27 protein-coding genes are annotated in these 23,973 nt (G+C 55.9%); 5 read left to right on the forward strand and 22 right to left on the reverse strand.

All coding sequences use genetic code 11. The features are described from left to right. The first annotated feature begins 253 nt into the window (after positions 1-253). From WCS52_07635 to WCS52_07650, 4 genes are read left to right on the forward strand one after another with little or no spacing between them, the layout of a single operon-like run. Entirely contained in the window at positions 254-1,411 is a 1,158-nt protein-coding gene (locus WCS52_07635; GenBank protein ID MEI6167050.1) for a hypothetical protein, read from the forward strand. Between the two features lie 18 nt (positions 1,412-1,429). After that, the gene (locus tag WCS52_07640; GenBank protein MEI6167051.1) at positions 1,430-3,313 is read left to right on the forward strand and encodes a radical SAM protein; all 1,884 of its coding nucleotides are present in this window, start codon (positions 1,430-1,432) and stop codon (positions 3,311-3,313) included. A 36-nt stretch (positions 3,314-3,349) separates the two neighbouring features. Next, a complete protein-coding gene (locus WCS52_07645) occupies positions 3,350-4,219 on the forward strand; it encodes an FHA domain-containing protein (GenBank protein MEI6167052.1) in 870 nt (289 codons plus the stop codon). 11 nt (positions 4,220-4,230) lie between these two features. Further along, positions 4,231-5,040, forward strand: coding sequence for a glycosyltransferase family 2 protein (locus tag WCS52_07650; GenBank protein MEI6167053.1), 810 nt, complete (start codon positions 4,231-4,233; stop codon positions 5,038-5,040). A 42-nt stretch (positions 5,041-5,082) separates the two neighbouring features. Here WCS52_07650 and WCS52_07655 read toward each other — a convergent pair whose 3' ends face one another. The 9 genes from WCS52_07655 to WCS52_07695 all read right to left on the reverse strand — a co-directional run bounded on the left by WCS52_07655 (position 5,083) and on the right by WCS52_07695 (position 12,704). Beyond that, on the reverse strand, positions 5,083-5,955 hold the full coding sequence (locus tag WCS52_07655; protein MEI6167054.1) for an archaeosortase/exosortase family protein: 873 nt from the start codon (positions 5,953-5,955) through the stop codon (positions 5,083-5,085). Between the two features lie 10 nt (positions 5,956-5,965). Then, a complete protein-coding gene (locus tag WCS52_07660; GenBank protein ID MEI6167055.1) occupies positions 5,966-7,330 on the reverse strand; it encodes a PFL family protein in 1,365 nt (454 codons plus the stop codon). A gap of 22 nt (positions 7,331-7,352) precedes the next feature. After that, positions 7,353-7,673: an ACT domain-containing protein gene (locus tag WCS52_07665; protein MEI6167056.1), complete on the reverse strand. Its 321-nt coding sequence runs from the start codon at positions 7,671-7,673 to the stop codon at positions 7,353-7,355. Positions 7,674-7,741: 68 nt separating this feature from the next. Beyond that, a complete protein-coding gene (locus WCS52_07670) occupies positions 7,742-8,920 on the reverse strand; it encodes a hypothetical protein (GenBank protein MEI6167057.1) in 1,179 nt (392 codons plus the stop codon). A 55-nt stretch (positions 8,921-8,975) separates the two neighbouring features. Further along, a complete protein-coding gene (locus WCS52_07675) occupies positions 8,976-9,992 on the reverse strand; it encodes a branched-chain amino acid aminotransferase (GenBank protein ID MEI6167058.1) in 1,017 nt (338 codons plus the stop codon). A gap of 3 nt (positions 9,993-9,995) precedes the next feature. Further along, positions 9,996-10,544 carry a 2-oxoacid:acceptor oxidoreductase family protein gene (locus tag WCS52_07680; GenBank protein ID MEI6167059.1) on the reverse strand — a complete coding sequence of 183 codons (549 nt, stop codon included), beginning with the start codon at positions 10,542-10,544 and terminating at the stop codon, positions 9,996-9,998. A 12-nt stretch (positions 10,545-10,556) separates the two neighbouring features. After that, positions 10,557-11,318 (reverse strand): thiamine pyrophosphate-dependent enzyme, encoded by a 762-nt coding sequence (locus WCS52_07685; GenBank protein ID MEI6167060.1) that lies wholly within the window; start codon positions 11,316-11,318, stop codon positions 10,557-10,559. 27 nt (positions 11,319-11,345) lie between these two features. After that, positions 11,346-12,455 (reverse strand): 3-methyl-2-oxobutanoate dehydrogenase subunit VorB, encoded by a 1,110-nt coding sequence (locus WCS52_07690; protein MEI6167061.1) that lies wholly within the window; start codon positions 12,453-12,455, stop codon positions 11,346-11,348. Positions 12,456-12,464: 9 nt separating this feature from the next. Further along, positions 12,465-12,704, reverse strand: coding sequence for a ferredoxin family protein (locus tag WCS52_07695; protein MEI6167062.1), 240 nt, complete (start codon positions 12,702-12,704; stop codon positions 12,465-12,467). 184 nt (positions 12,705-12,888) lie between these two features. Between WCS52_07695 and WCS52_07700 the strand changes: the two genes are divergently transcribed. Continuing rightward, a complete protein-coding gene (locus tag WCS52_07700; protein ID MEI6167063.1) occupies positions 12,889-14,058 on the forward strand; it encodes a prenyltransferase/squalene oxidase repeat-containing protein in 1,170 nt (389 codons plus the stop codon). Positions 14,059-14,126: 68 nt separating this feature from the next. Here the strand turns inward: WCS52_07700 and larE are convergent, their stop codons facing one another. The 13 genes from larE to WCS52_07765 all read right to left on the reverse strand — a co-directional run bounded on the left by larE (position 14,127) and on the right by WCS52_07765 (position 23,787). Then, on the reverse strand, positions 14,127-14,930 hold the full coding sequence (gene larE, locus WCS52_07705) for an ATP-dependent sacrificial sulfur transferase LarE (GenBank protein MEI6167064.1): 804 nt from the start codon (positions 14,928-14,930) through the stop codon (positions 14,127-14,129). After that, complete coding sequence (locus WCS52_07710; protein MEI6167065.1) at positions 14,920-15,327, reverse strand: prepilin-type N-terminal cleavage/methylation domain-containing protein; 408 nt, start codon at positions 15,325-15,327, stop codon at positions 14,920-14,922. The genes larE and WCS52_07710 overlap by 11 nt, the downstream gene beginning before the upstream one ends. A gap of 51 nt (positions 15,328-15,378) precedes the next feature. After that, positions 15,379-15,636, reverse strand: a complete 258-nt coding sequence (locus WCS52_07715; protein MEI6167066.1) for a type II toxin-antitoxin system RelE/ParE family toxin — start codon at positions 15,634-15,636, stop codon at positions 15,379-15,381. Continuing rightward, positions 15,623-15,856 carry a CopG family transcriptional regulator gene (locus WCS52_07720; protein MEI6167067.1) on the reverse strand — a complete coding sequence of 78 codons (234 nt, stop codon included), beginning with the start codon at positions 15,854-15,856 and terminating at the stop codon, positions 15,623-15,625. The genes WCS52_07715 and WCS52_07720 overlap by 14 nt, the downstream gene beginning before the upstream one ends. A gap of 62 nt (positions 15,857-15,918) precedes the next feature. Next, a complete protein-coding gene (gene gspG / locus WCS52_07725) occupies positions 15,919-16,350 on the reverse strand; it encodes a type II secretion system major pseudopilin GspG (protein MEI6167068.1) in 432 nt (143 codons plus the stop codon). Further along, positions 16,347-18,596, reverse strand: a complete 2,250-nt coding sequence (locus WCS52_07730; protein MEI6167069.1) for a 3'-5' exonuclease — start codon at positions 18,594-18,596, stop codon at positions 16,347-16,349. Before WCS52_07730 ends, gspG begins: the two co-directional genes overlap by 4 nt. A gap of 2 nt (positions 18,597-18,598) precedes the next feature. After that, complete coding sequence (locus WCS52_07735) at positions 18,599-20,248, reverse strand: alpha-galactosidase (GenBank protein MEI6167070.1); 1,650 nt, start codon at positions 20,246-20,248, stop codon at positions 18,599-18,601. A gap of 133 nt (positions 20,249-20,381) precedes the next feature. Next, entirely contained in the window at positions 20,382-21,386 is a 1,005-nt protein-coding gene (locus WCS52_07740; GenBank protein MEI6167071.1) for an NmrA family NAD(P)-binding protein, read from the reverse strand. A 413-nt stretch (positions 21,387-21,799) separates the two neighbouring features. Then, positions 21,800-22,054 (reverse strand): Txe/YoeB family addiction module toxin, encoded by a 255-nt coding sequence (locus WCS52_07745; GenBank protein MEI6167072.1) that lies wholly within the window; start codon positions 22,052-22,054, stop codon positions 21,800-21,802. Next, positions 22,051-22,302 (reverse strand): type II toxin-antitoxin system prevent-host-death family antitoxin, encoded by a 252-nt coding sequence (locus WCS52_07750; GenBank protein MEI6167073.1) that lies wholly within the window; start codon positions 22,300-22,302, stop codon positions 22,051-22,053. Before WCS52_07750 ends, WCS52_07745 begins: the two co-directional genes overlap by 4 nt. Positions 22,303-22,421: 119 nt before the next feature. Then, positions 22,422-22,682 (reverse strand): DUF2442 domain-containing protein, encoded by a 261-nt coding sequence (locus tag WCS52_07755; protein ID MEI6167074.1) that lies wholly within the window; start codon positions 22,680-22,682, stop codon positions 22,422-22,424. After that, positions 22,642-22,881 carry a DUF4160 domain-containing protein gene (locus WCS52_07760; GenBank protein ID MEI6167075.1) on the reverse strand — a complete coding sequence of 80 codons (240 nt, stop codon included), beginning with the start codon at positions 22,879-22,881 and terminating at the stop codon, positions 22,642-22,644. Before WCS52_07760 ends, WCS52_07755 begins: the two co-directional genes overlap by 41 nt. A 399-nt stretch (positions 22,882-23,280) precedes the next feature. Beyond that, entirely contained in the window at positions 23,281-23,787 is a 507-nt protein-coding gene (locus WCS52_07765; protein MEI6167076.1) for a hypothetical protein, read from the reverse strand. Between the last annotated feature and the right edge of the window lie 186 nt (positions 23,788-23,973).

Here is a 23,973-nt window from a genome sequence, read left to right on the forward strand (position 1 = left end):
TGTGTACATCTGTAAAGATTTAAAGATTGTCATGATGAGAGACGAAAAACAAGGGAAACGGACCTTTGGTCTTCATAAAAGCATCTTAACATCACCTCCCCATACCCGGTGCCCATGGAATTTACGGATTTCTCTGATAACTGATCCGATGTTTTTTTATTTTCCTCCGAAATGGGATTGTTTATTCCCTGCGCCGTTGCTATTTTCAGGAATCTCGAAGCAGGACAGAATGAATTGATTGAAGGAGTACGGTATGGAATTGATCCCCATTGAGTGCGGAAACTGTAAGGCGAAGCTTAAAATCAAGGCAATGCCGGCCAGAATGCCTACCGAAGTGAAGTGTCCGAAGTGCGGCAAACCCATCCCGGTGGGGAAAGGGATTCCTGCAGCAGCGGCTCCTGCACACACACCAGCGGCGATTCCAGCCCCTACACCCAGCGTCAGCACACAAGTAGCCCCGCCCCCCCCTCAACCTGTTGCTCCTGCCCCTGCAGCCCCGATTGCATCGGCGAGCTCCACCGCCCAATTAACCCCGCCGCCCAAACCGATGCAGCCATCGGGCGCGCCTCAGCCGGTCAGCTCCGCCAAAAAAGCGGGCGCACCCATTGTGCTCGGGCAGGTTTCCGACTCCTCTAGCGGGGCCAATATCTCCGTCGTCTGCCCTTCATGCCAATGGCAAACCAAGGTGTCTCAAACGCTTATCGGAAAAAAGATCAAATGCAAGCAGTGCTCGGGCATTATCCCGGTTAACTCTCCGGAACAGCCAAAAATCGAAGAGGAAATTGTTGCACCTGAAGCAGTTACAGTTACAGAGCCTGCCATCCCCGTTGTGCTTGAAGCCCCCGCCCCCCCCTTCCCGACCCCTGAGCCCATTGCAGAGCCCGTTATCACCCGGCTGCGGCCTGAACCGGTCGAACCCGTCATTCCCGTGGCAAAATGGACTGAACCCGAAGTCATCCTGAACGGCCCGCTGGCATCCTCCCGGGTCTCCCCGGGGACCACCGTGATCCTGGGAGAGATCTCGTCCCTGAAATCCAGACTCGAAACAGCCACCAGGGAGTCTGCACTCTCTATCAAGCGAGCAGAGGAAGCTGACACAAGGGTCCGGAATGCTGATGCAAGAGTCCGGGACGCTGACGCAAAGGTCCAATATGCTGAATTGCGCGTCAAAGAGGCTGAACGGACCCTTCATGAGCTTGCCGGGAAATCGGCGATCGACGCCATGACCGCCAATCGCAGAATCTCCGAACTGGAAGCCAAACTCGCGCCGTTGGAAGCCAAAATCGCCGCCCTGAATCAATCCCTCTCGGCCGTAACGGATGAGTTTGCCTCTGAACTGGAGCATGCGGAGAAAACAGCGGCCCGACTCAAGGCTCTCCTCGCCTCACATCATTCGCTCAGGTCAAGTTAGCCTCCGCCTCACCGCACCATGCGCATTCTCCTGATCACGCCCCCCATGGTGCAAGTCAATGCGCCCTACCCGGCCACCGCGTATCTGGCCGGATTGCTCAAGCCAACCCCACACACCGTAATTCAGGCAGACGCTGCGCTCATGCTGGCGCTCCGCTTGTTTTCCCGTTCCGGACTCCAGCAGGTCGCAAAGGCCATGAAGCCCCGGGCACGTTCACGGTGTGTTCGCCACTTCCTTCTGCACGTAAAAGAATACCAAGCCACGATTGACCCCATTATCCGCTTCCTCCAAGGGAAGGACCCTACTCTGGCCTGGCGGATCGCCTCCCGCCAATTCCTCCCCGAAGGGCCCCGCTTCCAGGCCCTGGCCGAAGCCCATGCCCATCTTGCCCCAACCCTGGGACACATGGCCACGCATGATCTGGCCATCCATCTGGCCAGTCTTTACCTCGATGATGTTTCGGATGCCATCCGTGAAGGGGTCGACGCCCACTTTGAATTGGCAAAATATGCCGAGAAACTTGCCGCCAGCGCCCCCTCCTTCGACGGCCTTGCCACCGCCTTGCGCCGGAAGCCCACTCTAGTGGACCGGATGATTGATGATATCACCGCTGAACTGATGCAGGCGCACCGCCCGGAATTGGTCGGCCTCACACTCCCGTTCCCCGGCAACGTTTATGCGGCATTCAGAATCGCACGGCATATTAAAAAACAAAATCCGACCCTCCCTATTGTCATGGGGGGCGGCTATATCAACACCGAACTTCGCTCCCTCTCCGATCCTCGCGTTTTCGACTATACCGACTTCATCACCCTCGATCAGGGCGAACAGCCACTTCTGGGAATTATTGAACACCTGACAAACCCGGGAAACCGCCCCCCCCTCCCACGGCTTGAACGGACCTTTCTTCGCAACAACAACCGTGTGTGCTTCCTCCCGGAGCCTCAGCCAAGCCTTCCTGCGTCCCGGTTACCCTCCGGCCCCGTCACTCCGCTGTTTTCCGGGCTTCCCCTGGACCGTTATTTCTCGCTGATCGAATTACCCAACCCGATGCACAAAATCTGGTCCTGCGGCCGCTGGAACAAACTGACTCTCGCCCATGGCTGTTACTGGCATCGCTGTGCCTTCTGCGATACCCGTCTGGACTATATCCACCATTACCAGCCCACCCCGCCGGATGTCCTGATCTCGCAGATTGAGGAGATCATCAGGCAAACGGGCCAAACGGGCTTTCATTTTGTGGATGAAGCCATGCCGCCCGCCCTGCTCAGGAAACTTGCCCAACAGCTCCTCGATCGCAACCTGAAGATTACCTGGTGGGGGAATATCCGTTTTGACAAAGCCTTCTCCCCAGAATTGGCCTCCTTACTGGCAAAATCAGGGTGCATCGCTGTAACGGGCGGACTGGAATCGGCAACCGACCGGCTGCTCACCCTTCTCGATAAAGGGTTCAATCTCAACCAGGTGACCCGGGTCACCCATGCCTTGAGCGAAGCCGGCATCCTCGTCCATGCCTATCTCATGTATGGCTGCCCGTCCCAAACCATTCAGGATACTGTGGATTCCCTCGAATATGTGAGGCAACTCTTCGAATCAGGGTGCATCCATTCGGCCTATTGGCATCGCTTTGCCTTGACGGTCCACAGCCCGATTTATAACGCCCCGAAAAAGTTCGGCATCCGCATCCCCCGGCTTCCCAAATCGAGCTTCGCCCGCAATGAAGTCCCCTTCATTGATTCCGTCAAATGCGATCACGCCGCCATGGGCCGTGGACTCCGGAAATCCCTTTACAATTACATGTATGGGGTCGGTCTTGACTCCGACCTCCAGTCCTGGTTCGACACCCCCATCCCGCCCCCTTCCGTCCATACCGATTATGTCCCGCATCAATTAGGCAGTTGATGCAAAAAAGACTCCAATCACGGCTAAGGGTTGTGTATGATGCCGACCTTTATGTCGTATCGCATTGTCATACTGAACGGTGAAAAACGTGGAGATCGGCTGGAGATCGGCCGCGTCCCCCTCACCATTGGCAAGGGTGCCTCCTGTGATATCCAACTGCCCGATCCCCAGGCCGGAGAAATCCACGCCCGGATCACGTCACGCCCCACCGGACTCCAGATAACGGCCGCCGGGGCCCTCCCGCCCCTACTGGTCAACAAAACCAGCGTTCACGAATCCGAATTGAAACACGGGGATGTCATCGAAATCGGAAGCACACGGCTGTTTGTTCAATCTCAGCGCGGCGCAGAAACGTGGGACCCCTTTGCCAGACTCCGCCAATGGCGAAAATGGATAACCATCGGATTGCCGGTCCTGCTTATCACCAGCATCGCGCTGACCCTTAATCAGTGTCGCCACCAGTCCGAAGCCCTCCCCGCCCCCAACCCGGCCCCGCGCCGCACTCACACCCCAGCGGCCACGGACACCAACAATACCGACTGGACGGTCACCAATGTGGCCAGAATCGTGATTAACCCGGCCGTTTCCCTGACCTCAACCCCACCGGAGATTGCTGAAGCCCGGGAACTATTCATCGAAACCAGGACTAATAACATTGATCAGGAAATCGAGGCCGCACGCCAGATCCTGGACTTTGCCACCGAGTACCTCGCAGAGGCGCGAAAACTCAATGCTCAGACACAAGCCATACCTGAAACCCCATTACCGGCCATCCTTTTGGAGGAAGCGAAAGTGTCTATGGGCCTCATCCCGCCGCCCACTGACCCGTCACTCAGTACGAATGCCCCCTCAAACACGGCCTCAAACGATGCCACCCCCATCCAGGCTGACAGTCTGAAGCACTAACGGATTCACTCATGCGGGAAAAAATATCAGCTTGTATTCTCACCTTCAACGAAGAGCGGAAAATCGCCCGGTGTCTGGAGAGCCTGACCTGGTGTGACGAAATCATTGTCCTCGACAGCTTCAGCACTGACCGCACGATTGAGATCTGCCAGCAGTATACACAAAATGTGCATCAGCGGGAATGGCGGGGCTACGTCGGCCAGCGGAATACGGTCCGGGAACTTGCCCAATACCCATGGGTCCTCTTCATGGATTCCGACGAGGAAGTATCCCCTGCCCTGCGGGAAGAAATCCTCCAGGAATTTGAAGCAGGGCCATCTCCTTTTATCGGCTATGAATTCCCCCGCCAGGTCTATTATCTGGGGCGCTGGATACGGCATGGCGAATGGTACCCGGATGTTAAACTGCGGCTTTTCAGGAAAGACTACGGCCGTACCGAGGGGGAGGAACCCCATGACAAGGTCGTTGTACGTGGCCCCGTCAAGCGGCTGAAGCACCCGATCTGGCACTACACCTATGACGATCTGGCCGACCATATCAACACCTTGAACCGGTTTTCAACCATCACGGCCCAACACAAGTTTGCTCAAAATGAGAAGTTTTTCTGGCTCGACATGCTTACCCACCCGATTTTCAGGTTTGTAAAAGGATACCTCCTGCGTGGTGGATTTCTCGATGGACGTCACGGTCTGGCAATTGCCCTGATGGCCTCCTACGGCGCCTTCCTGAAATACGCCAAACAATGGGAGCTGGTGATCAAACACAAGGGACACTTCAATGAACTTCCGAACCGGGATCACATGAAGGATGGATTCCAGTAAAAGTTTCTCCCCTGATTCCAATCAATGGAGGGTTTTGCTCCGTCAAAACCTTTTCCTGCCCCAGCTATTCAGCCACCATACCGCCAACAAGGCCAGCAAGTAGATCGCCGTACCGATTCCTTCATGGATAAAGGAGTACAGAAGGTCGGTACGCAGAGCGGTTAACGCGATCGCCACAATTCTGACAATATTGAAAGCCAGCCCGACCACGATGGATACGGCGAGCAACAGCACCACGCCATAGGCGGGCAGGCGGCGCTTGAGGGTGGTAATCAGGCTTAACACCACCGAGGACATCAGGATCCCCAGGCCATTGCATTCCGTGGCCACGTTGAACACTCCTGCGCCCTTTTCCGCGACCAGGAACACCTGGAAAGGGGCCGGCTGGACCAGCAATTCAGTCCGGATCCCCAACAGGGGAAGCACCAGGGCGGATACCCGGCCAGCCAGCAGCCTGAGCTGCTCATCCACTTGCGGTACCAATACCAGCATCAGCACAATGACGCCAAAGGCGGCCAACGCGGGATAAAAGGCCCGCACTCCCTGACGGCCAAAACAAAAAGACAGCAAGGCCCCGACGTTCAAACACAGTCCCAGAACAGCAAATGGCCACACCTGCGACCCCGAGGCAATCGCCAGGGCCAGGCAGGACAACCCGAATAAAAGCAGGCCGTGGGAATGGATGGTCGGCCGGAAGGGTGCCGTTTTCATGGCCGTTAGCAGCGCATCGCCAAAAGCGACCCCCAGCAACACAAAGGCATTCAATGCCTGGGTGGTCCGGGCACTCATTTCCCAGACGCCTCCCATTAAGGGCCCATAGGCAATAACCGCCACCGCCAGAATCACTAGCATGAAAAAAATGTTTTCACGCTGATCCTTGCCGGGTTTGTCGGGGATGGGTATCGTCTCTTTCATTCTGGAACGACTAGTTGCTCAGCCCCTGCAAGGGGGCCGGGATGCGCCCGCCACGCCGGACAAAGACCGCACAGGAATGAGTATTGATCGGCATGACCGGTCCCCCTCCCAGCAACCCTCCAAAATCCACATAATCCCCCACCCGCTTGCCCGGGGCGGGAATGATGCGTACGGCCGTCGTCTTTTTATTGATCATGCCTATGGCGGCTTCATCGGCAATAATCCCGCTCAGGGTTTCCGCCGTCGTATCACCCGGAACAATGACCATATCCAGACCTACGGAACACACCGCCGTCATGGCTTCAAGCTTCTCGATCGTCAACGCCCCTTCCGCGGCACGCCGCGCCATCGTGGCATCTTCACTGACCGGAATAAATGCCCCGCTCATCCCGCCGGCACGACTGGTCGCCATGGCCCCGCCCCGCTTGACGGCATCGTTCAGCATCGCCAACGCTGCGGTGGTGCCCGGACACCCGACTTTATCGAGCCCCAGTGCCTCCAGGATATCGGCCACCGAATCCCCGGGGGCCGGGGTGGGCGCCAATGACAGGTCGATGATGTTGAAGGGAACCCCGAGCCGGGCGGCACACTTCAGGCCCACCAACTCGCCCGCCCGCGTGATCTTGAACGCCACGCGTTTGATTTCCTCGGCCACCAGTTGCAAATCGAGATCCCGTCCCAGCGCCTGAACCACCGCCCGGATGGTGCCCGGCCCGGAAATCCCCACCGACAACCCGCCATCCCCTTCGCCTGCCCCCAGAAAGGCCCCGGCCATAAAGGGATTGTCATCAACGGCATTACAGAAAACTACCAGACGGGCACAGGCGCCTCCGCCACTATCCGCCGTCAAGGCGGCCGCCTCCTTGATGATTTCCCCCATCAAGGCGACTGCGTCCATATTGATGCCGGCTTTGGTCGTGCCAATATTCACCGAGGAACAGAGCCGGGTCGTCTGTGCCAATGCCCGGGGGATGCAGCGGATCAAGGCCTCCCCGGCCGGAGTCATGTCCTTCTGTACCAGGGCCGAAAAGCCCCCGATGAAATCAATTCCCAATTCCCGCGCCGCGCGATCCAGCTCGCGGGCAATCGGCGTATAATCCCGGGATTCACAGGCTGCGGCCACCCAGGCGATGGGCGTCACCGACACCCGTTTATTGATGATGGGGATCCCGTACTCCTGAGCTACCCCCTCCGCCGTCGGGACCAATCGCCCGGCCATTCTCATCACCTTGTCGTAGCACTTCCGGGCCACCCGCGCGACATCCTCACCCGCGCAATCATGGAGGTCGACCCCCATGGTCACCGTGCGGATATCCAGGTTCTGGGCATGGATCATGCCTAACGTTTCAATAATTTCCTGAGTGCTGATAGCCATGGTTATCCCCTGATCGTTCGGTTTAAACGCGATGCATCGCCCGGAACAGCTCTTCATGCTGCACAATGATGGAAAGGCCGGAAGTGCCCCCGTAAGTCTCCAGCGTGGCCTTGAGTTTTGAGAAGGGCACCCGGATCCCCTTGATATCCACCAACATGACCATCGTGAACAGGTCGCTCATGATCGTCTGGCTCACATCCAGAATATTCGCATCGACGTTTGCCAGCACCCCGGTCACCCCGGCCATAATCCCGGGCCGATCCTTGCCGATCACCGCAATGACAATTCGGCTTTCCGCCTTGACCGCCTGCGAAGCCGACACCGCCCGCGCATGCGACGCCATCACCCGCAACTTTTCCTGAACATTATCTTCCTTTATTTTCTTCTTCATCGGCATACCTCACCTCTCAATTAACGCAAGATCACCATAAGGGCAATCATGCCCAAAAACAGCATCCCCAGCAAAATTTTACTCAACACCACATTTTTCCGACTCCACGCCACCAACGCCGGCGTTTTCAAGCCGGCACAGGTCAATCCCAACACCAGTAGCAATGGCAACACAAAGATCGCATTATAAAGAAGCAAATACGCCGTGCAGCGCCAGGTGGATTGGCCGCATTTCAGCATCATCACCAGGGCGGGAACATACACCTGCCCGGTACATACACTCTCCAGCAGGGTAACCGCCGCCCCCATGCCGAGTCCACCTAAAATCAAATGATGACTCTTCAAACCGCTTTTCATCACCCGATGGATCCGGGCTTGTATCCGGTCGGGCAACTTCAGCGAAACCTCCGAGGCCAGCCCGGTTCGATGATACCGGATCGCATCCCGGAATGAGTAGAACGCAAACCCCGCCATGACCGCTACGAGCGTCCAATCAATGATCCCTCTCCATTCCCGGACCGCCGTCAAAAAGCCCAGAACCTTCAGAAGCCCGAAACCGATTCCCAGATAGGTCACAAAACAGGCGGCCAGAAAGGCCAGCCCTGAGATCCACATCCGGGCGACCCCGATCCGTGCCGCAGACATGAGGCTCATAAAGAACACCAACGCGGAAATCGCACAGGGATTAATGCTATCCACCACCGCGGCCACTATCACTCCCGACAACGTAAACCGCTCAACCCTTCGTTGTAAATCCTGAGTCCCTGCCTCCCGCGCCCGGAGCGCGGCATCCCCGGCGGTTTCGCCAGTCTCCCCTGATATCTGCCGGGAGAGCGCCGACTCGATCGCGGGGAACAACTGTTCTTTGATGCGGGCGACACCCGCCAGGTAAGTCCGGCCCGCCACCACCATACTGACGGGCTCATTATCCCGGGTGTGGGCCAGTTCCTGGTAACGGACCAGCGCAAGATAGTTGGATTGCAGGCCTATGTCCCGTTCGCGCAGCTCGTAGTATCCCGAATAACGGCGCGCCAATTCAGGCAACACCGTCTGCCGCACCTCTGCACAACTCTCACAACCCACTTCGAAGAAAAATTCCAAAACCACTCCCCGCGCGCCGGCCTCAGGGTCAGGGACCTGACCCCACGCCGGCAGTGTCGAAAGCAACAGCAACCATAACACTATGGGTTTTACGATCATTTCTCACCATCACGCCCCCGGTGCCGGCCGCCCTTCGATTCACGCCTCCGCCCCGTCACATCACCGTAACAATCCAGCCGAACCGGTCCTCTTCCTCGCACAACTGAATACGGGTGAGATGGTTATACAACTCCTGAGTGACAGGCCCGACTTCGAAATGCTTATACACCGTCTCCTTGGCCTCATAGGTGATTGACCCGATAGGGCTGATCACAGCGGCCGTGCCGGAGCAAAACGCCTCATCGGAGGCGAGCGTTTCCTCCACGGACACGTTCTTCTCCACCACCTTCATTCCCATGACCTCGCGCGCGATCTGCATGACGGATTTACGGGTGATTCCGGGCAGGATCGACCCCAGCTTAGGCGTCAGCAACGTGTCGCCTTTGACGCAGAAGAAGTTGGCCGCCCCGACTTCCTCGATGTACTTATTCTCCCGGGCATCAAGATAAATACACTCATTGAAGCCTTTCGCCTTGGTGATTTTGGCCGGCAACATGGCCCCGGCATAATTCCCGATGGACTTCACCCCGCCGGTGCCTTTCGGTGCCGCACGATGGAAGTCGCGGGTAATTTCAAGCTTGATCGGCTTGAAGCCCGTCTTGAAATACTGCCCCACCGGTGAGACATAAACCATGAAGGTGAATTCCGGTGCAGGCGACACCCCTAATACCGGCCCCGTCCCCCAGAGACAGGGGCGGATATAGAGGCTGCCCTTGCCGTACGGAGGAACAAAGTCCACATTACGGCGGACAATCTCGCAGATCACCTCCACAAACTTGTCCTCGGGAAAGGCCGGCATACAGACCCGGTGCGCACCTTCCGCCATGCGCTTGCCGTTTTCCGCGGGACGGAACAACACCACTTTCCCGGCTTTCGTCCGCATCGCCTTCAATCCCTCGAACAACCCTTGTCCGTAATTGAGTACTCCCGCCGCAGGCGAGATTGAAATGTCCCCGTACGGCAGATAATCACCTTGATTCCATACTCCATCAGACTTGCATTTGCTGATGAACATGACCTCCCCGGGGGTGATGGAAAAAGACAATTTATCAAAATCAATTTTGGCTGACATAGGTTAACTCCCGCCCTGCTTTACTTCTTCAAACCCCTGTTTCATGACCTGCAAATTCTTCCCGATGAGCTTGCTGAGCTTGACCGAAGAAATATTATTAATGGCCGTTTCCACGGCCCCAAACGACACCATACCGGTCAATTTGATCACAGCCCCCAGCATCGCCATATTGGCCATGCGGCCATCCCCGTAATGCTGGGCAATACCGGTGGCATTAATATACACCGCCTTGATGTCCGGCCGGGAACTCCGCTTATTAACCAGGCTCGAATTCACAACAAGCCAGCCGCCGGGCGCCACCCTGCCCTGGAAGCAATCATACGATGCCTCATCCATGACCATCATCACCGTCGGTTCATTCACGATCGGTGACCCGATGGCTTTATCCGATACAATCACGGTGCACGATGCCATTCCGCCGCGCATGGCGATCCCGTACGAAGGAAAGAACGTGACTTGCCGGTGATCCACCACTCCGGCATTGGCCACTAACGCGCCCAGTGAAATCACCCCCTGCCCGCCAAATCCCGAAAATATGCATCGATGCTCCATCGCGTCCTCCTCCTAAACCGTCGGCGTCACACTGAGGCCGCCAACCTTATATTCGCCCAGGGGATACTGCGGCACCATATTCTGATCCACGAAATCCAGCGCCTCCAAGGGCGTCATCCCCCAGTTGACCGGACAGGACGTGAGGACTTCCACCAGCGAAAATCCCTGTTTATTCAGTTGCACATCAAAAGCCTTCTTGATGGCCTGCTTGGTCTTGACCACATTGGCCGGCGTGTGCACCGTGGTGCGCGCCAGGTAGGCGACCCCCCCGATACTCTGCAGGAGCTCACACACCTTGAGCGGATAGCCCATCCCGGCGGAGACATCCCGCCCGTCCGGGCAGGTGGTGGCCTTCTGCCCCACCAGGGTGGTGGGTGCCATCTGCCCGCCCGTCATCCCGTAAATGGCATTATTCACAAATATAGTGGTGATATTCTCGCCCCGGTTGGCCGCATGAATAATTTCAGCCGTCCCGATGGACGCCAGATCCCCGTCCCCCTGATAGGCCAGGACAAAGGTGTCCGGATGAGCGCGCTTGATGCCCGTTGCCGCCGCAGGGGTCCGGCCATGGGCGGACTGGCAGATGTCCAGATCCAGGAACGTATAAGCCAGAATGGAGCAGCCCACGGGCGCCATAAACACGCACCGATCTGCCAGCTGGTATTCTTCAATCAGCTCGCAAATCACCCGATGCACCACCCCATGGCCACACCCGGGGCAATACGGGGAGGGCTTGTCATTCCATAATGCGGATCGGCCGCCGACTTTTTTCATATCCATGTCGCTCATAACATCCCTGTCTCAGGAAATTTCCCAGTCGATCACAGAGCCCCGTGTCGTGACCGTGCCCACTCGCTTGTTCACCAGCACATGGTGGATGATTTCCATGATATCGCATTCCCTCGGAATCCCGCCCCCCGGGCGTCCATGGAAATGGAGCGCCGCCTCACCCAACCCGGCCAACTTGACATCTTCAATCATCTGCCCGTGACTCATCTCGACCACCAGAAATTCGCGCGTTTGCTTTGCCAGCCGGGCCATCGCCTTATAGGGGAACGGCCAGAGGGTGATCGGACGGATCAATCCCACCCGCAGGCCTTTGGCCCGCGCCTGCTTCAACACATCCCGGCAGATGCGGGAGGTCGTACCATAGGCGACCAGAATCAGGTCCGCATCCTCGCAGTCGAGCAGTTCGACCATGAGTTCATTTTTCTTCATCTCCTCATACTTGGCTTTGAAAATCCAGTTCCACTCTTCAACGACCCCCTCCGCCAGGGAAAGGGAGTTGATCAAGTTCGATTTGCGCCCATGGCGGGGCCCGCCCAGCGCCCAGGGTTTGGTGGGCGGCTGGGGCGTCACGTCACTCAATACCACCGGCTCCATCATCTGCCCGATCACGGCATCGCCCAGGATCAGGACGGGATTACGGTAGCGATCGGCCACATCAAAGGCTTTGGCCGTCAAATCAGCGGCCTCCTGGACGCTGGCCGGGGCATAAACCACCAGATGATAGTCGCCATGTCCGCCTCCTTTGCAGGCCTGGAAGTAATCCGCCTGGGAGGGCGCAATATTGCCGAGACCGGGCCCGCCCCGCATAATATTCACGATCACTGCGGGGAGCTGGGCCCCTACCAGATAGGAGATTCCCTCCTGCTTGAGCGACATGCCCGGGCTCGACGAACTCGTCATGCTCCGCATGCCCGCCGCCGCAGAGCCATAGACCATGTTAATCGCCGCCACTTCACTCTCCGCCTGAATAAACGTCCGGCCCAGGGCCGGCATATGGGCAGACATATAGGCAATCAGTTCATTTTGCGGCGTAATCGGATAGCCGAAATAAGACTGCACCCCGGCGCGAATTGCCGCTTCTCCAATCGCTTCATTCCCCTTCATTAAGACTCGTTCGCCCATAATACCCTTTTACCCTTTCGGCTTCGTGGTGGTGGCACGCCAGACCGTAATGGCACTGTCAGGGCACATGAGCCGGCACATCCCGCACCCCGTACACTGCGGGGGACGGGCGGCCGTCATATAACGGTAGCCATATTTGTTGGTCTGTCCCTGTTCGGAAATCTGGATCACATCGGACGGACAGGCTCTGACACAAAGGCCACACCCCTTGCACAGATCTACATCTATTTCGATTTTCCCTTTAGCCATGTCATACTCCTGATCACATGATGAGAACCACTAGATTTACGATGATTCAGCACCGCCCGCAATAAAAAATGGAGAAAAAGCCGCGCCTACCGAACCTTTTGGGCGAGTCCCGCGCTTTATCTATTTGAGCCCTACAGAAGGAAGTATATACTGTTCAGCCATTACTTAAAGAAGGAATTGCCCTATGAAATATCAGACCTTAAGCGTTTATCTGGTTGCATCCTGCCTCCTCACCTCAGCGTTCGCGGTTTCCGAGACGGTCACACTGGTCTCCAAACAGCCGACCGGCGGCAAAATCGACATTTCCACGGCCAAAGAAGCCGAAGCCGCCCTCAACCGGGGACTCGACTGGCTGGCCGCCCAGCAGAAGGAGGACGGATCCTGGTCTGAAGCGAGTTTCCCCGCTCTGACGGCACTCCCGCTCTGGGCCTTCAGCATGAGTACCCACCCCAAAAAAGCCGAGGTCATCGCCAAGGCCACCAAATTCATTTTGAGCAACGTGCAACCTGATGGCGGGATTTATCGCAAAATTCCCGGCAAGGGCGGCGGACTCAGCAACTATAATACGGCCCTCTGCATGATTGCCCTCCACTCATTAAATGACCCGCAATATACCCCCGTGGTCCTCAAGGCCCGGAAATTTGTGGCCGCAGGCCAGCATTTCGGCAATGACCTTTATGAAGGTGGCATGGGCTATGACCGGGAAACCGGCCGTGACTATACCGATTTAAGCGATTCCGTCATTGCCTACGAATCGATGCGCCTGACCCAAAACGCTGAAGACCTTCGCGATAAATCGGAAGCCCATGTCGATCTGGATTGGGCCGCCGCCGTGCGGTTCCTTGACCGTGTTCAAAACAAGGCCACCGCAGGCACTGAGAATGCCGGAGGCTTCGCCTACCGTCCCGATGACAGCAAGGCGGGCACCACCACCAACAAAGAGGGCGTCGTCGTGTTCCGCTCGTATGGCAGCATGACCTACGCCGGACTGCTCAGCCTGATCTATGCCGACGTGAATAAGAATGATCCCCGGGTTCAATCCGCCTTTGACTGGGCCGCCAAACACTGGACCCTGAACGAAAACCCGGGCATGGGCGACCAGGGACTCTATTACTTCTACAGCGTCCTCAGCAAGGCGCTGGCCGCCTATGGCCACGACCGTATTCCCGCCAATGATCAAAGCCAGATCCTGTGGCGTGACGCCCTGGCCAAGAAACTGGTCAACCTTCAGAAAGTGGATTCAAAAACCGGCCAGGGCTACTGGGTCAACAGCAACAACCGCTTCTGGGAGGCCAATGATGTCCTGGTGACCTCCTACACGCTGCTGGCGCTCGAAGTGGCGATTGGGAAATAAGGGGATCAGCGGGCAGTGAGCAGAGTGCAGTAGGCAGAAACTGCTGCCGACTGCCCACTGAGGTCTGCCTACTGTTTCAGCGCCTCATTCATACTGCCGGTCCGATATCCCTGAAGGTCGGCGGACACATACTTGAACCCAGCCTCCTTGGCGGCCTTGATCACCGCCGCCCGCACCTCAGGTTCGCAGAGCCGGGCTAGCTCGGAAGGCTCCACCTCAATGCGGGCAATCTCTCCATGGTGCCGTACCCGCAGTTGGCGGAACCCCAGCTTCCACAATACGCCCTCAACCTGGTCAATCGCCTTCAGTTTCTCCGCGGTGATGGGAGACCCGAATGGCACCCGTGAGGCCAGACAGGCCAGGGAGGGTTTGTCCGCGGTCGGCAGGTTCATCTGCCGGGAGAGCGCCCTGACTTCCACCTTGGTCAGGCCCACTTCCAATAATGGACTGCGCACGCGCCCTTCCGCCATCGCACGCCGACCCGGCCGGATATCACTCAGATCGTCCACCGTGCTTCCGTCAACAATCACCTCAATCCCCTCGCGATCCGCCACCGCCCTGACGTAATGCACGAGCTCTTTCTTGCAGTAATAGCAGCGGTCAGGCGGGTTGGAGGAAAAACAGGGATCCTCAATTTCGTGCGTGGAGACCTCAATCTGCCGGATCCCCATCTGCCGCGCCAGTTCCGTGGCTTCTTTCTGCTCCCACTCGGGATAGGTGGAAGACAAGGCGGTCACCGCCACGGCGCGTGCGCCCAACACTTGAACCGCCACCGCCGCCAGAAACGTGCTGTCCACGCCCCCCGAATAGGCCACCACCACCCCGCCGGTTTCACGCAGGAGCTCCTGAAGTTGTCTCAATTTATTTTGCATGATCCTCTCTTCTTTCTTCCCCCGCCCTCAAATACAGGGTCACGGCCGGAGCGCCGGCATTCGATGAGGCTACCCGCCATTCATACACCACCGCTCCTGCGATAGAGTTACTCGTCGGCGTGGCTGTCACGGTCCAGCCTTCCCGACTTGCCTGATCCACAATAGCCTGCCGCTCGGTCCCTGACAAGGATTGGGAGACAATGGTTTCGCCTTCCAGCACAGCCGACTCGCGTAACCGGGAAAAGGACTCGGCCCGCAACGTCTGTAGATGGACATTGACCAGAACCCCCACAATAACTCCCAGAATGGCCAGCGCCACCAGGGACTCAATCAAGGTAAAGCCGGACAGCGAGCGCGGCGACAACACACCATGCGAATGGGCTATCAAAGATTTCATTTACGGAAAAGCGTAACAATAGGGATGGCCGCAAAGGATTAAGCCGCTCTTTTATCGGTAGATTTCCTTACGATGTCCAACCGCCACCACAAATACGATCAACAGGTCATCCTTGATGGAGTAAAGAATCCGATAGTTGCCTTGCCGGAGTCGGTACTGCTCCAAACCAGAGAGCTTCCTCGATTGGGGCGGACGAGGATCGTCGGTCAGTGACTCAATCGCCAGGATGATGCGATGAAGATCTTTCTTGGGGATTGAATCAAAATCCTTCAGGACACTCTTCTTGAGTTCAACTCTATATTTTCCCATTTCGCTTCAACTCCTGGAGGGCAGACTCCAACGAAAGGGTAGGTTCATGCGCCCGTTTCCGGAAGATATCCAGATCATCGAGATCCTCGTGAAGCGCGGTTGAGACGGCTTCATTTACCAATTCAGACACGCTTCGCGAGGTTTCGGCCGATTTCAGCCGCAACACGCGGTGAAGTGCTGAATCGAAATATACTGTAGCCCGTTTGACGGCGACGCTCATGTTAGTGCTCCTATTTCCTCTAACAACATAGCGTTATGACGTTATAATGTCAATTGAGCACCCTAAAACTGGGCGCTGCTGATATCGGCCGCCTCTCCCGCTCCGCCTTCTTCCCCATCGGCCCCATAGGACACGATCTCGTACGGTTCCCCTTTTCGGCCGGGAACCAGATAGACGTAGGGATTCCCCCAGGGATCCCGGGGCAGGTTACGGCTTTCCAGATAGCCTTCAGCGGGGTAATCCTTGGGCACCGGCGGAATAGAGGGAGCTTCGCACAACGCCTCAAGCCCCTGCGCCGTGGAGGGAAACTGGGCATGGGCCGCTTTATACATTTGCAACGCCGTCTGAAAGGTTTTGATCTGCGCGCGACTGGCTTCCAGCTTGGCTTTCCGCAAATAGCCGGCCACCGACAACCCCACCACGCCGGACAGAATGCCAATGATCGTCATGGCGATCAGAATTTCAATTAACGTAAATCCGCTTTTCTTATTCATTCATCCTCCCGCTCACCACCCAGTTTTCCGCCGCAGAATTTATCATAGAGCGCATTCAATTTCGAAACATAATACGGGACATTTTCATCCCGCTCAACGGGATTCCATTCCGCCACCAGGCGGGCCGCCGCAAACACCTGCACCGTCTTCTTCGTCCCGGCTACATAATAGGACAACTGATCCCCCGCCCGATAGTCCCGGCCCGACTTCAAGGCCAGTTCGTAGGCCGCGTTGCGGCCACGCCCCTTCCCTTCAATTTTGGCGGCATAGGTGGCAGGCGCATCCTGCAGCGTTTCGGTTTTAGCCAGCATGGCAATCGGCCAACGCCGCTCAGAAATCGCCGCTTCATACTCCGCCTTCAGTTCGGGGAGCGCCCCCTCTTTTCCTTCCAATTTGAGGCGGATCATCTCGCGCAAAAATTTCCGTTGGAACGGCTCCAGACCGCGTGACTTCAGGGCCGCCCCCTTGATAATGATCTCCCGCTTATCGGTTAACAGCGCATAATTCTTCATTTTGTAGCTGAACATGGCCACATACTCGCCATCAAACTCGACCTCGATCCCCTGCGGCAGGGAACCTGAAAAACGGCTTCTAAATGATTTCCGGGCCGCCGCCCCTTCGCCCTGCGGGGGGACAAAATAGACACCATCCGTATCAATCTCTACCGGTTGGGCCCCGTTTTGTTTCAGCCAGTCAATCATCTGACGCAGCAGGTCCCGCCCTTCCGAGGCCACCAGTTCGGCGGCATCGAAATCACTGAACCGGACCTGGTCAAATCCCAGATACCCATAGAACGAATTAATCAATATCTTGAAGGTCGCCTGCAAGGCCCCGAAATGAAGCCGCTCCCCCTCTGAAGTCGCCTCCTGCTCCTGTCGCTTGGCGTCCAGACGGAAATGCCGCAACTGCTCCAGTAGCTTATGAAACACCTCGAGAGTATCAGTTTTCGGGCCGATCTGCCGTGTCAACATGAGCGAGGGATAAAGGGAACGCACATCGCAATGATGAACATTCTGGATCACCCCCTCCATAAATAGATCCGTATACCCCCCGGCAAAGGGACGGCCACGCTCAGGCATGGGAATGGCCCGCTTCTGCCGGAGGTATTCCCGCAGGATCAAGGCATCAATTTTGGTCGCATTCCCGCGGATGGCAATATTCTGATAGGAGAGAGGGATCATCTGGGCCTGTATGAAGGCACTTTGTGACAAGAGACGGCTGAGCGCTTCGGTTTCCTCGATATCATGCAGGGCATATCGCATCAGCTTTTCAGGATTACGTTTGAACTCCGCCGAAATCTCACTCCCGTCAATGTACGTCCGGTTCTCAGGCGCGATCCCGAAATGCCGGGCCACCTCCTTGAGCCCGTACCCGTCCAGCGAGCGGTGGGTGATGTCATACGCCTGCACCATGAAATAGGTGTCCACGATCTGCCGCCCGAAGACTTCGTAACGGGTAAAGGAGATCGTCCGCTCTCCCACCGAGAACCGGCTCGGCCGTGAGTCCGGCTTCGCCCCATTGCGGCCAAGTGCCAGCTTCACCCCGCACCGCTTGGCCCGTTTGGTGAGATACGGCAGGTCAAAATTGAATATATTATGACCTTCAATCACGTCCGGATCCCGCTCCCGCACCTTCGCCACAAACCGCTCCAACAACGTTTTTTCGTCCCATTCGGCGCCGGAGAGCACCTCGCGCCAACCAGAGGAATCGCCCATCGCAATCGCAATGATCCGGTCCCCTTCACGATCCGCATTGCAGAAGTCATAGCCGTCCGTGGTAAAACACTCGATATCCACCTGCATCCGGCGCAAGTCATCAAACTGAAGCCCCTTGAAAAGGGTTTGCCCCGTCTGAATCAAGTATTGTTGAACCGGATCCGTCAGCAGGAAATAGGGCGCTTGCGGATTCCCCGCCATGACCCCGGTTTCCTTCGCCAACCAGACCTTTGCCTGCTGGCAGGATTTCCAGGTCGGAAAATTGGCCTTCCACCGGAATGGGGCCTCCCCTTCCAGCACGGTGACGTCGACATCTGCCCCGAGCCCCGTTAACAAGGCTTCACGGGCCAATAGAATAAAGGGCGAAAAGGGTACGACGGTCTCAACAGTCCCGCGGTCCTGCCGCCAGAACAACGCCATCTGATCCCGGGCGCCCCCTTCCAGATGCTCGACCGCCATCAGCCCGGTAGCCGGATCCGCCCCCATCAGAAGCGGGTCGGAAAAGAAGTCATGGGGTTTGGCTTTCATCATGTTTAACCGTAACCTTTCGACGCACAAATGACCGTGAACCTGGCGAACACAAACCCAAGTGGATTGGGAATCTGGACCTTAAGGATATCGCCCTGGGATTGAATAGCGCCCCCGGGAGCCAGCACGTCCCACTGGCATTCCCCCAGCCCGATAGCCGGAAGCACCAGGGTGATATGATCCTCAGGGTACAACTCACGGAAGATGAGGACATAACCACTATCATGGGCTTCAGACAAAGACAGGAAGCCCGTGACGGAAAACCCATCCGGTTGTTTGCCGATGGGAATAATGGAACCGCTGAACAGGGCCTCCCGATGCGTCTTCCAGATTTTTACCAATCCGGCAACCGATTCGCAAAAGGCGGCGGGGAGAGCTGAAACCTCAAACCACCCTAACGGATTTGAAAACATGACCGTGGCAAAGAGGGTGGCCGGCGTATAGCGGGAAGGCGCAAGGGGATCGTTAGAGTATAATTCTACGTTTCTCGCATTACTCAGGAATTCCATCCGCAACCGCCGCGGATCCACCCAATGGGACAGCATCCACAAATTGCGCAACGTCTGGTGGGGCCAATATTTATGCCAATCCGTGTAACGGTTTTCGACGAAAATGGGTCCGACCTCCATCGCCCCAAAATAGCCGGGCCGGATATCGGCGGTGATATCAAGGTCAAACACCACCCGGCCCTGACTGCCATCCAAAACGGCCTGAAAGAAATGATCCAGGTTGCAGAAAGCCAATTCGGTTTTCGCGCTCACTCCGTCAATTTTGAAGTGTTCAATACCCAGTGTTGAAAACAGCTTCAAGATACAATCGGCATCGCGCCGCCAATTCGCAAATTCGTTCCAGGAGTCAGGCGCAAACCATAAACCGATGCTCATGCCCTTGGCTCTGGCCCGCTCCACGATAGGCCCTAACCCCTGACTGAACCGCTCGGGATGGGGATCCCAGAAATGGGGATCCGCATTCCAGAATCCCTCCCACACGCCGCCTAATTGCTGCGCTAAGGACGAATTGGAGGTGACCCCGCGCTGCCATCCGTCATCAATCTGCACCACCTCCACGCCCAATAGGTGTGCCGCGTCAATTTCTGCAGCCACGAAATCCTCACGTATCCGGCTATCCCGGGAACGATCGCCCCAGGTGTTGCTCAGGAAACGGGGCACCCAATGACCGGGCGTAGCGGGGCGCAGCCGCCGTTGCCACTCATGGATCACCCGCGTCCGTTCCATTAGCCCGCCGTGGTACTCCAGGATTTCCCAGGAGTGAGCCTGGCCCTCCGGGCTCCCTGACAACACAAACTCATATCCGCCATTCCGGCGGGGGGTGCTTTTAAGATCGAATTCCGTAGCAACGGAACGGGCCCCCGGCAAAGGCGCTTTCTTAACCAGAATATGCCCGGATCCTGCGGCCAGGTTCTCGATCACGAATAAATTTCCATGGAGCAACAAGCCTGACTCTGAAGGATGAAGCAACCATTGCCGTTCCTGAACCAGCTCATTGTGGTGATCGGTTTGGTCTGCCAGCGTCACCTGCGTGAGGCGGAGATGTTGTGCGCTCAGCGACAGCACACGCTCAACACCCTTCGCCTGATGTGGCTCAACAGCCCCCTGCTGATCCCGATCGCTCTCGATACCCGTTGCCGTTAACATCCGCTTTTTCCCTTCGCCATGCCGTAACCGCCAAAATGGGGTTGGCGCAGTTATAATCTATTTCTCCAGTCAGCCAAGAGGAATCGATCGACTGTTTAGGCAACCGGGGCGAATCCAACTCGCAGATGCGCCCTTACGCAACCTTGCGCTTCAGATGGAGCTGGTGCCACCAGGCTAGAGGCGATTTCTCCCCTCGTGAAGGGCTTGGATCTTTTCTGCTCACATCGGCCTCCTTTCCCTCAGACGTCTTATTTGAATAAATACGCGCGAATTCCTCCGCATAATCCTCAAACGCAGTATCCGTCGTATTCTCAATTGTCCGGATGAGCCCTTTCGTGATTCGTCCCTCATTGAACGCCTCATACATTTCGATGAATAGCCTTGCCATGTCCGGCGACAACTTCATCGCCAACATGGCGTTTCTCGCTGCTTCATAGGTGAATTGGACATAACCTAGCCCCGGTTTCCCGATGGCCTTTCCAATAATTCCAGTCATTTCGATCACGGACAAATCTCGTTGACCGAGAAGGTCACACACACTTTTATCTTTAAACCTCAATTCAGAGAGCCATTCCACCGCGGCACGAGCGATGTCCTGTGTAGCGATGACCGGAATCTTCATCTCGGCATTAAGCGGAGAGCCCATGATTCCCTGATTTCTGATCAAAGGAATATTGGATTCCAGGTTCTCCATAAAGAACGTGGGACGCAGATGCACCACATTGACCTCAGGAATGGCGTTTAGCCTCTCTTCCTGTTCATGGAGTCCGGCGATCGGGCCGGTTCCCCTGAGCAGATGAGCGCCCTGACTGCTCAGATTCACCACCCACTTCACCCCTGTTTTCCTGATGGCTTCAGCAATGGAGACCCCGATACGCGTTTGCATATCTCGAACATTTTCCGCGTACAAATCCGGAGGAATCATGGTGAAGACCGCATCCGCCCGATCAAAAGCCTCTGCTAAAAACGCCGTATCCATCAAGGACCCCGTCATTGCCCGGGCCCCTTTCGCAACTAACGGAATCAGTTTCTCCCGATTTCGCGCAATCACTTTCACGTTGGCGTCTCGATCGAGCAATTGGTCGGCGATACGAAAACCAACATGGCCACTTGCGCCAGTAATGACATATTTTTTCATACCCCACTTCCTTTCCGACCCTTATTTAAAAGGGTTTCCACTTATATTTTCAGCATAATCCATGCCTTGGGCGCGATTCAAACCTGAGTGAACGGGCGGGAACGGCTCATCACGGAGGTCGACATAACCCTTTGACAAATAACGGGTTGATGAAGTTAAACTGGATCGAATGGATGGGCCGGATCGCCCCAGTCCTCGTTCTTAACGGGCGAGCCGTGTCTCTGAATCAAATGCCTGTCTCAGGCTTGTGTCGCGAGACACCGCTGGGGAGTGGAACCATGATTTCTTTATTCCCCACGAAACCCGAGAGGCAATATTTCGTCAGAAAGCTTGCAAGCTTTATCTGTCATCTTTTGGTTTGACCGCGGGGTCCGGCGAGCGTGCGAGCCGTCGCGTTCGAAAAACCTGTTGGCTTAATAATGATATCGCGCCTGAGCGATCAAAACAGTATCGCCCTCTACTTTATAGACCAGGCGGTGTTCATCATTAATTCGTCTGGACCAGTATCCACCCAGCGCATGCCGGAGTGGTTCGGGTTTTCCGATCCCTTCAAAAGGGGTGCGAACAATCTCCTTAATGAGGTCATTGACTCGCTTGAGCAATTTCTTATCCGTCTGTTGCCAATGGAGATAGTCTTCCCACCCCTGGCTTGAGAAAACGATCTTCATTCCGCCAAAGTCCTTTCAATCCCCTTCCCCTCCTCAAGCTCCTTGATGGAATCCAGGAGTCGCCGGGTGTTTCGTGGACTGCGGAGCAAATAGGCGGTCTCCGTGAGGGATTCGAAGTCATCCAGTGCAATCATGACGACAGAATCCTCTCGCTTGCGCGTGATGATAATCGGATCGTGATCTTGACAAACCCGACGAATCGTCTCCGCTAATGTTTCTCTGGCTTCTGTATAGGTTATTGCATTCATATGTACAGGATACTGTACACATCATCATCTTGTCAATCTCATCATCTTTGGAGCCAACGTTCCGGCTTACTGGCGACAAGCCCGACAGGGCGAGGCGTACAGTGCGGCCGGTGGTTCGGTCATGAATATATCAGTGGGAACGATTCCGGGGTCTGAAGCGAGTCCAAGGAAAGATCGACATCCAGATCAGGCCAGGAGAGATGATCCTCATGGAGAAGTTGAACATTTAGGATCTGGTCAACTGTGGCCCCCCGAAACCATGGAAAATCTCCATAAGGGAGGAAGTACTCCTTGTTTTCAACAAGCAGCCAAAAACCAAAATGATCGATATTCGTCACTTCAGCCAGTGAAGTGGGTGCGCCAAGCGTTGAGCAATTCATTTTGTTTTTCCTCCACTATCGACTTCAATTCGTTTACCTGAACGGGAGACAGGCCGTGATTACGGGCCAATTCCACGGTTGGCTCCAACCAATATTTCGCCTCCCCGTCAGAACAGTACACATGAACATGAGGCCGGGGTTCCTCCCTCGAGAAAAAGAAAAAACGGTAACCACGCCATTTGAACACTGTTGGACTCATGAGGTCATGCTATGTGGTTCTGGCTTCTATATCAATTATTTCTTAAAACGCTGGCGCTTTGGCTGAGGCGTGTCAGCGCCGATAGCCAGGAGCATCTGGTTGGGGGCATTTCTGTTTTCCAGATTCGGTCATCTTGATTCATCCTCTTTTAGTTTCAATCCCAACGTTCACAATCTGACTGAGGAGCGGAGCGACGATAGCCAGAATTGTGTGGTTGGCATTGTTTTTCTTCAACGAAGTCGGCCCGTCGCCCCAAAATGGTCCAATTCTCCTTTTGCCTGAATGAATGATATAGCTTCGTCAATCGACATTTTCAGTAACCGCTCCTCAATCACATATGTAGTAGCATTCCGAAAATAGGCAAATACATGCCCGCTTCGCCATCTCGTTACCGGCGCGTTAAAGGATATCTTTATAGCCACTTGTCCCGATCCCATTGGCGGAAATTTTCTTACTTCCATTGATCTCCCCCACCGTCCCATTGATCAAGAGAAGGGATCTTTGCGGGAAAGCCCAGACAATATTGTTCAGGGCCATGATCACATCACAGTTGAGCGTATTGGTCCGAGCCGTCGTGTTGTCGTCATAACACAGGATGTTATCAAGGGTAATAGGCTTGCCGCCCACCGTGTAATTTACGGAATTGGTGTTGAAGATCAGCTTGAGAATGAATAACCCCGTAATGTCCTGGTTCGACGGTGGGGTCCCACTCGATGTCAGCCAGACAGTATCATTGCTGGAGGTGGACGTAGGCGCCACCCCATTGGTCCAGTTCCCGCCATCGCTCCAATTGCCGCTGTTGGCTCCGGTCCACACATACGTGGTCGCCGCCCCCACCAGGCTGGCGCCCAGAAGGATGACCATCGATACGAGACTGACTTGAATCCATTGTTTTGACGTATTCATCACCACCCCCTGCCCTGATACTGTGCCCTGTTGCAACTCACCCAATTCAATTTATGATGAGAGTATAGTCCTTCCCCGAAAAGAGCGAAAGCGGCCGGTTTAGTTAACCTGTTAACCGTCGCGCAAGGGAAAGTTGTTGAGTTGTTAAGTTGCCGGGTTGTCGAGTACAGGGACGAGCGCCTTTTT

This window comes from bacterium, assembly GCA_037128595.1.
In the GTDB taxonomy this organism is placed as follows: Bacteria; Verrucomicrobiota; Kiritimatiellia; order CAIKKV01; family CAITUY01; genus JAABPW01.

Coding starts and splice junctions, on each gene's coding strand:
- WCS52_07740 (MEI6167071.1), bottom strand. CDS start 21,386: ATGAAAAAATATGTCATTACTGGCGCAAGTGGCCATGTTGGTTTTCGT.
- WCS52_07690 (MEI6167061.1), bottom strand. CDS start 12,455: ATGGGCGAACGAGTCTTAATGAAGGGGAATGAAGCGATTGGAGAAGCG.
- WCS52_07710 (MEI6167065.1), bottom strand. CDS start 15,327: ATGAAATCTTTGATAGCCCATTCGCATGGTGTGTTGTCGCCGCGCTCG.
- WCS52_07685 (MEI6167060.1), bottom strand. CDS start 11,318: ATGAAAAAAGTCGGCGGCCGATCCGCATTATGGAATGACAAGCCCTCC.
- WCS52_07675 (MEI6167058.1), bottom strand. CDS start 9,992: ATGTCAGCCAAAATTGATTTTGATAAATTGTCTTTTTCCATCACCCCC.
- WCS52_07635 (MEI6167050.1), top strand. CDS start 254: ATGGAATTGATCCCCATTGAGTGCGGAAACTGTAAGGCGAAGCTTAAA.
- WCS52_07645 (MEI6167052.1), top strand. CDS start 3,350: ATGATGCCGACCTTTATGTCGTATCGCATTGTCATACTGAACGGTGAA.
- WCS52_07670 (MEI6167057.1), bottom strand. CDS start 8,920: ATGATCGTAAAACCCATAGTGTTATGGTTGCTGTTGCTTTCGACACTG.
- WCS52_07695 (MEI6167062.1), bottom strand. CDS start 12,704: ATGGCTAAAGGGAAAATCGAAATAGATGTAGATCTGTGCAAGGGGTGT.
- WCS52_07665 (MEI6167056.1), bottom strand. CDS start 7,673: ATGGCGTCGCATGCGCGGGCGGTGTCGGCTTCGCAGGCGGTCAAGGCG.
- WCS52_07735 (MEI6167070.1), bottom strand. CDS start 20,248: ATGTTAACGGCAACGGGTATCGAGAGCGATCGGGATCAGCAGGGGGCT.
- WCS52_07765 (MEI6167076.1), bottom strand. CDS start 23,787: ATGAATACGTCAAAACAATGGATTCAAGTCAGTCTCGTATCGATGGTC.
- WCS52_07700 (MEI6167063.1), top strand. CDS start 12,889: ATGAAATATCAGACCTTAAGCGTTTATCTGGTTGCATCCTGCCTCCTC.
- WCS52_07720 (MEI6167067.1), bottom strand. CDS start 15,856: ATGAGCGTCGCCGTCAAACGGGCTACAGTATATTTCGATTCAGCACTT.
- WCS52_07760 (MEI6167075.1), bottom strand. CDS start 22,881: ATGAGTCCAACAGTGTTCAAATGGCGTGGTTACCGTTTTTTCTTTTTC.
- WCS52_07640 (MEI6167051.1), top strand. CDS start 1,430: ATGCGCATTCTCCTGATCACGCCCCCCATGGTGCAAGTCAATGCGCCC.
- WCS52_07750 (MEI6167073.1), bottom strand. CDS start 22,302: ATGAATGCAATAACCTATACAGAAGCCAGAGAAACATTAGCGGAGACG.
- WCS52_07655 (MEI6167054.1), bottom strand. CDS start 5,955: ATGAAAGAGACGATACCCATCCCCGACAAACCCGGCAAGGATCAGCGT.
- WCS52_07660 (MEI6167055.1), bottom strand. CDS start 7,330: ATGGCTATCAGCACTCAGGAAATTATTGAAACGTTAGGCATGATCCAT.
- gspG (MEI6167068.1), bottom strand. CDS start 16,350: ATGAATAAGAAAAGCGGATTTACGTTAATTGAAATTCTGATCGCCATG.
- WCS52_07680 (MEI6167059.1), bottom strand. CDS start 10,544: ATGGAGCATCGATGCATATTTTCGGGATTTGGCGGGCAGGGGGTGATT.
- WCS52_07715 (MEI6167066.1), bottom strand. CDS start 15,636: ATGGGAAAATATAGAGTTGAACTCAAGAAGAGTGTCCTGAAGGATTTT.
- WCS52_07745 (MEI6167072.1), bottom strand. CDS start 22,054: ATGAAGATCGTTTTCTCAAGCCAGGGGTGGGAAGACTATCTCCATTGG.
- larE (MEI6167064.1), bottom strand. CDS start 14,930: ATGCAAAATAAATTGAGACAACTTCAGGAGCTCCTGCGTGAAACCGGC.
- WCS52_07730 (MEI6167069.1), bottom strand. CDS start 18,596: ATGATGAAAGCCAAACCCCATGACTTCTTTTCCGACCCGCTTCTGATG.
- WCS52_07650 (MEI6167053.1), top strand. CDS start 4,231: ATGCGGGAAAAAATATCAGCTTGTATTCTCACCTTCAACGAAGAGCGG.
- WCS52_07755 (MEI6167074.1), bottom strand. CDS start 22,682: ATGAATTGCTCAACGCTTGGCGCACCCACTTCACTGGCTGAAGTGACG.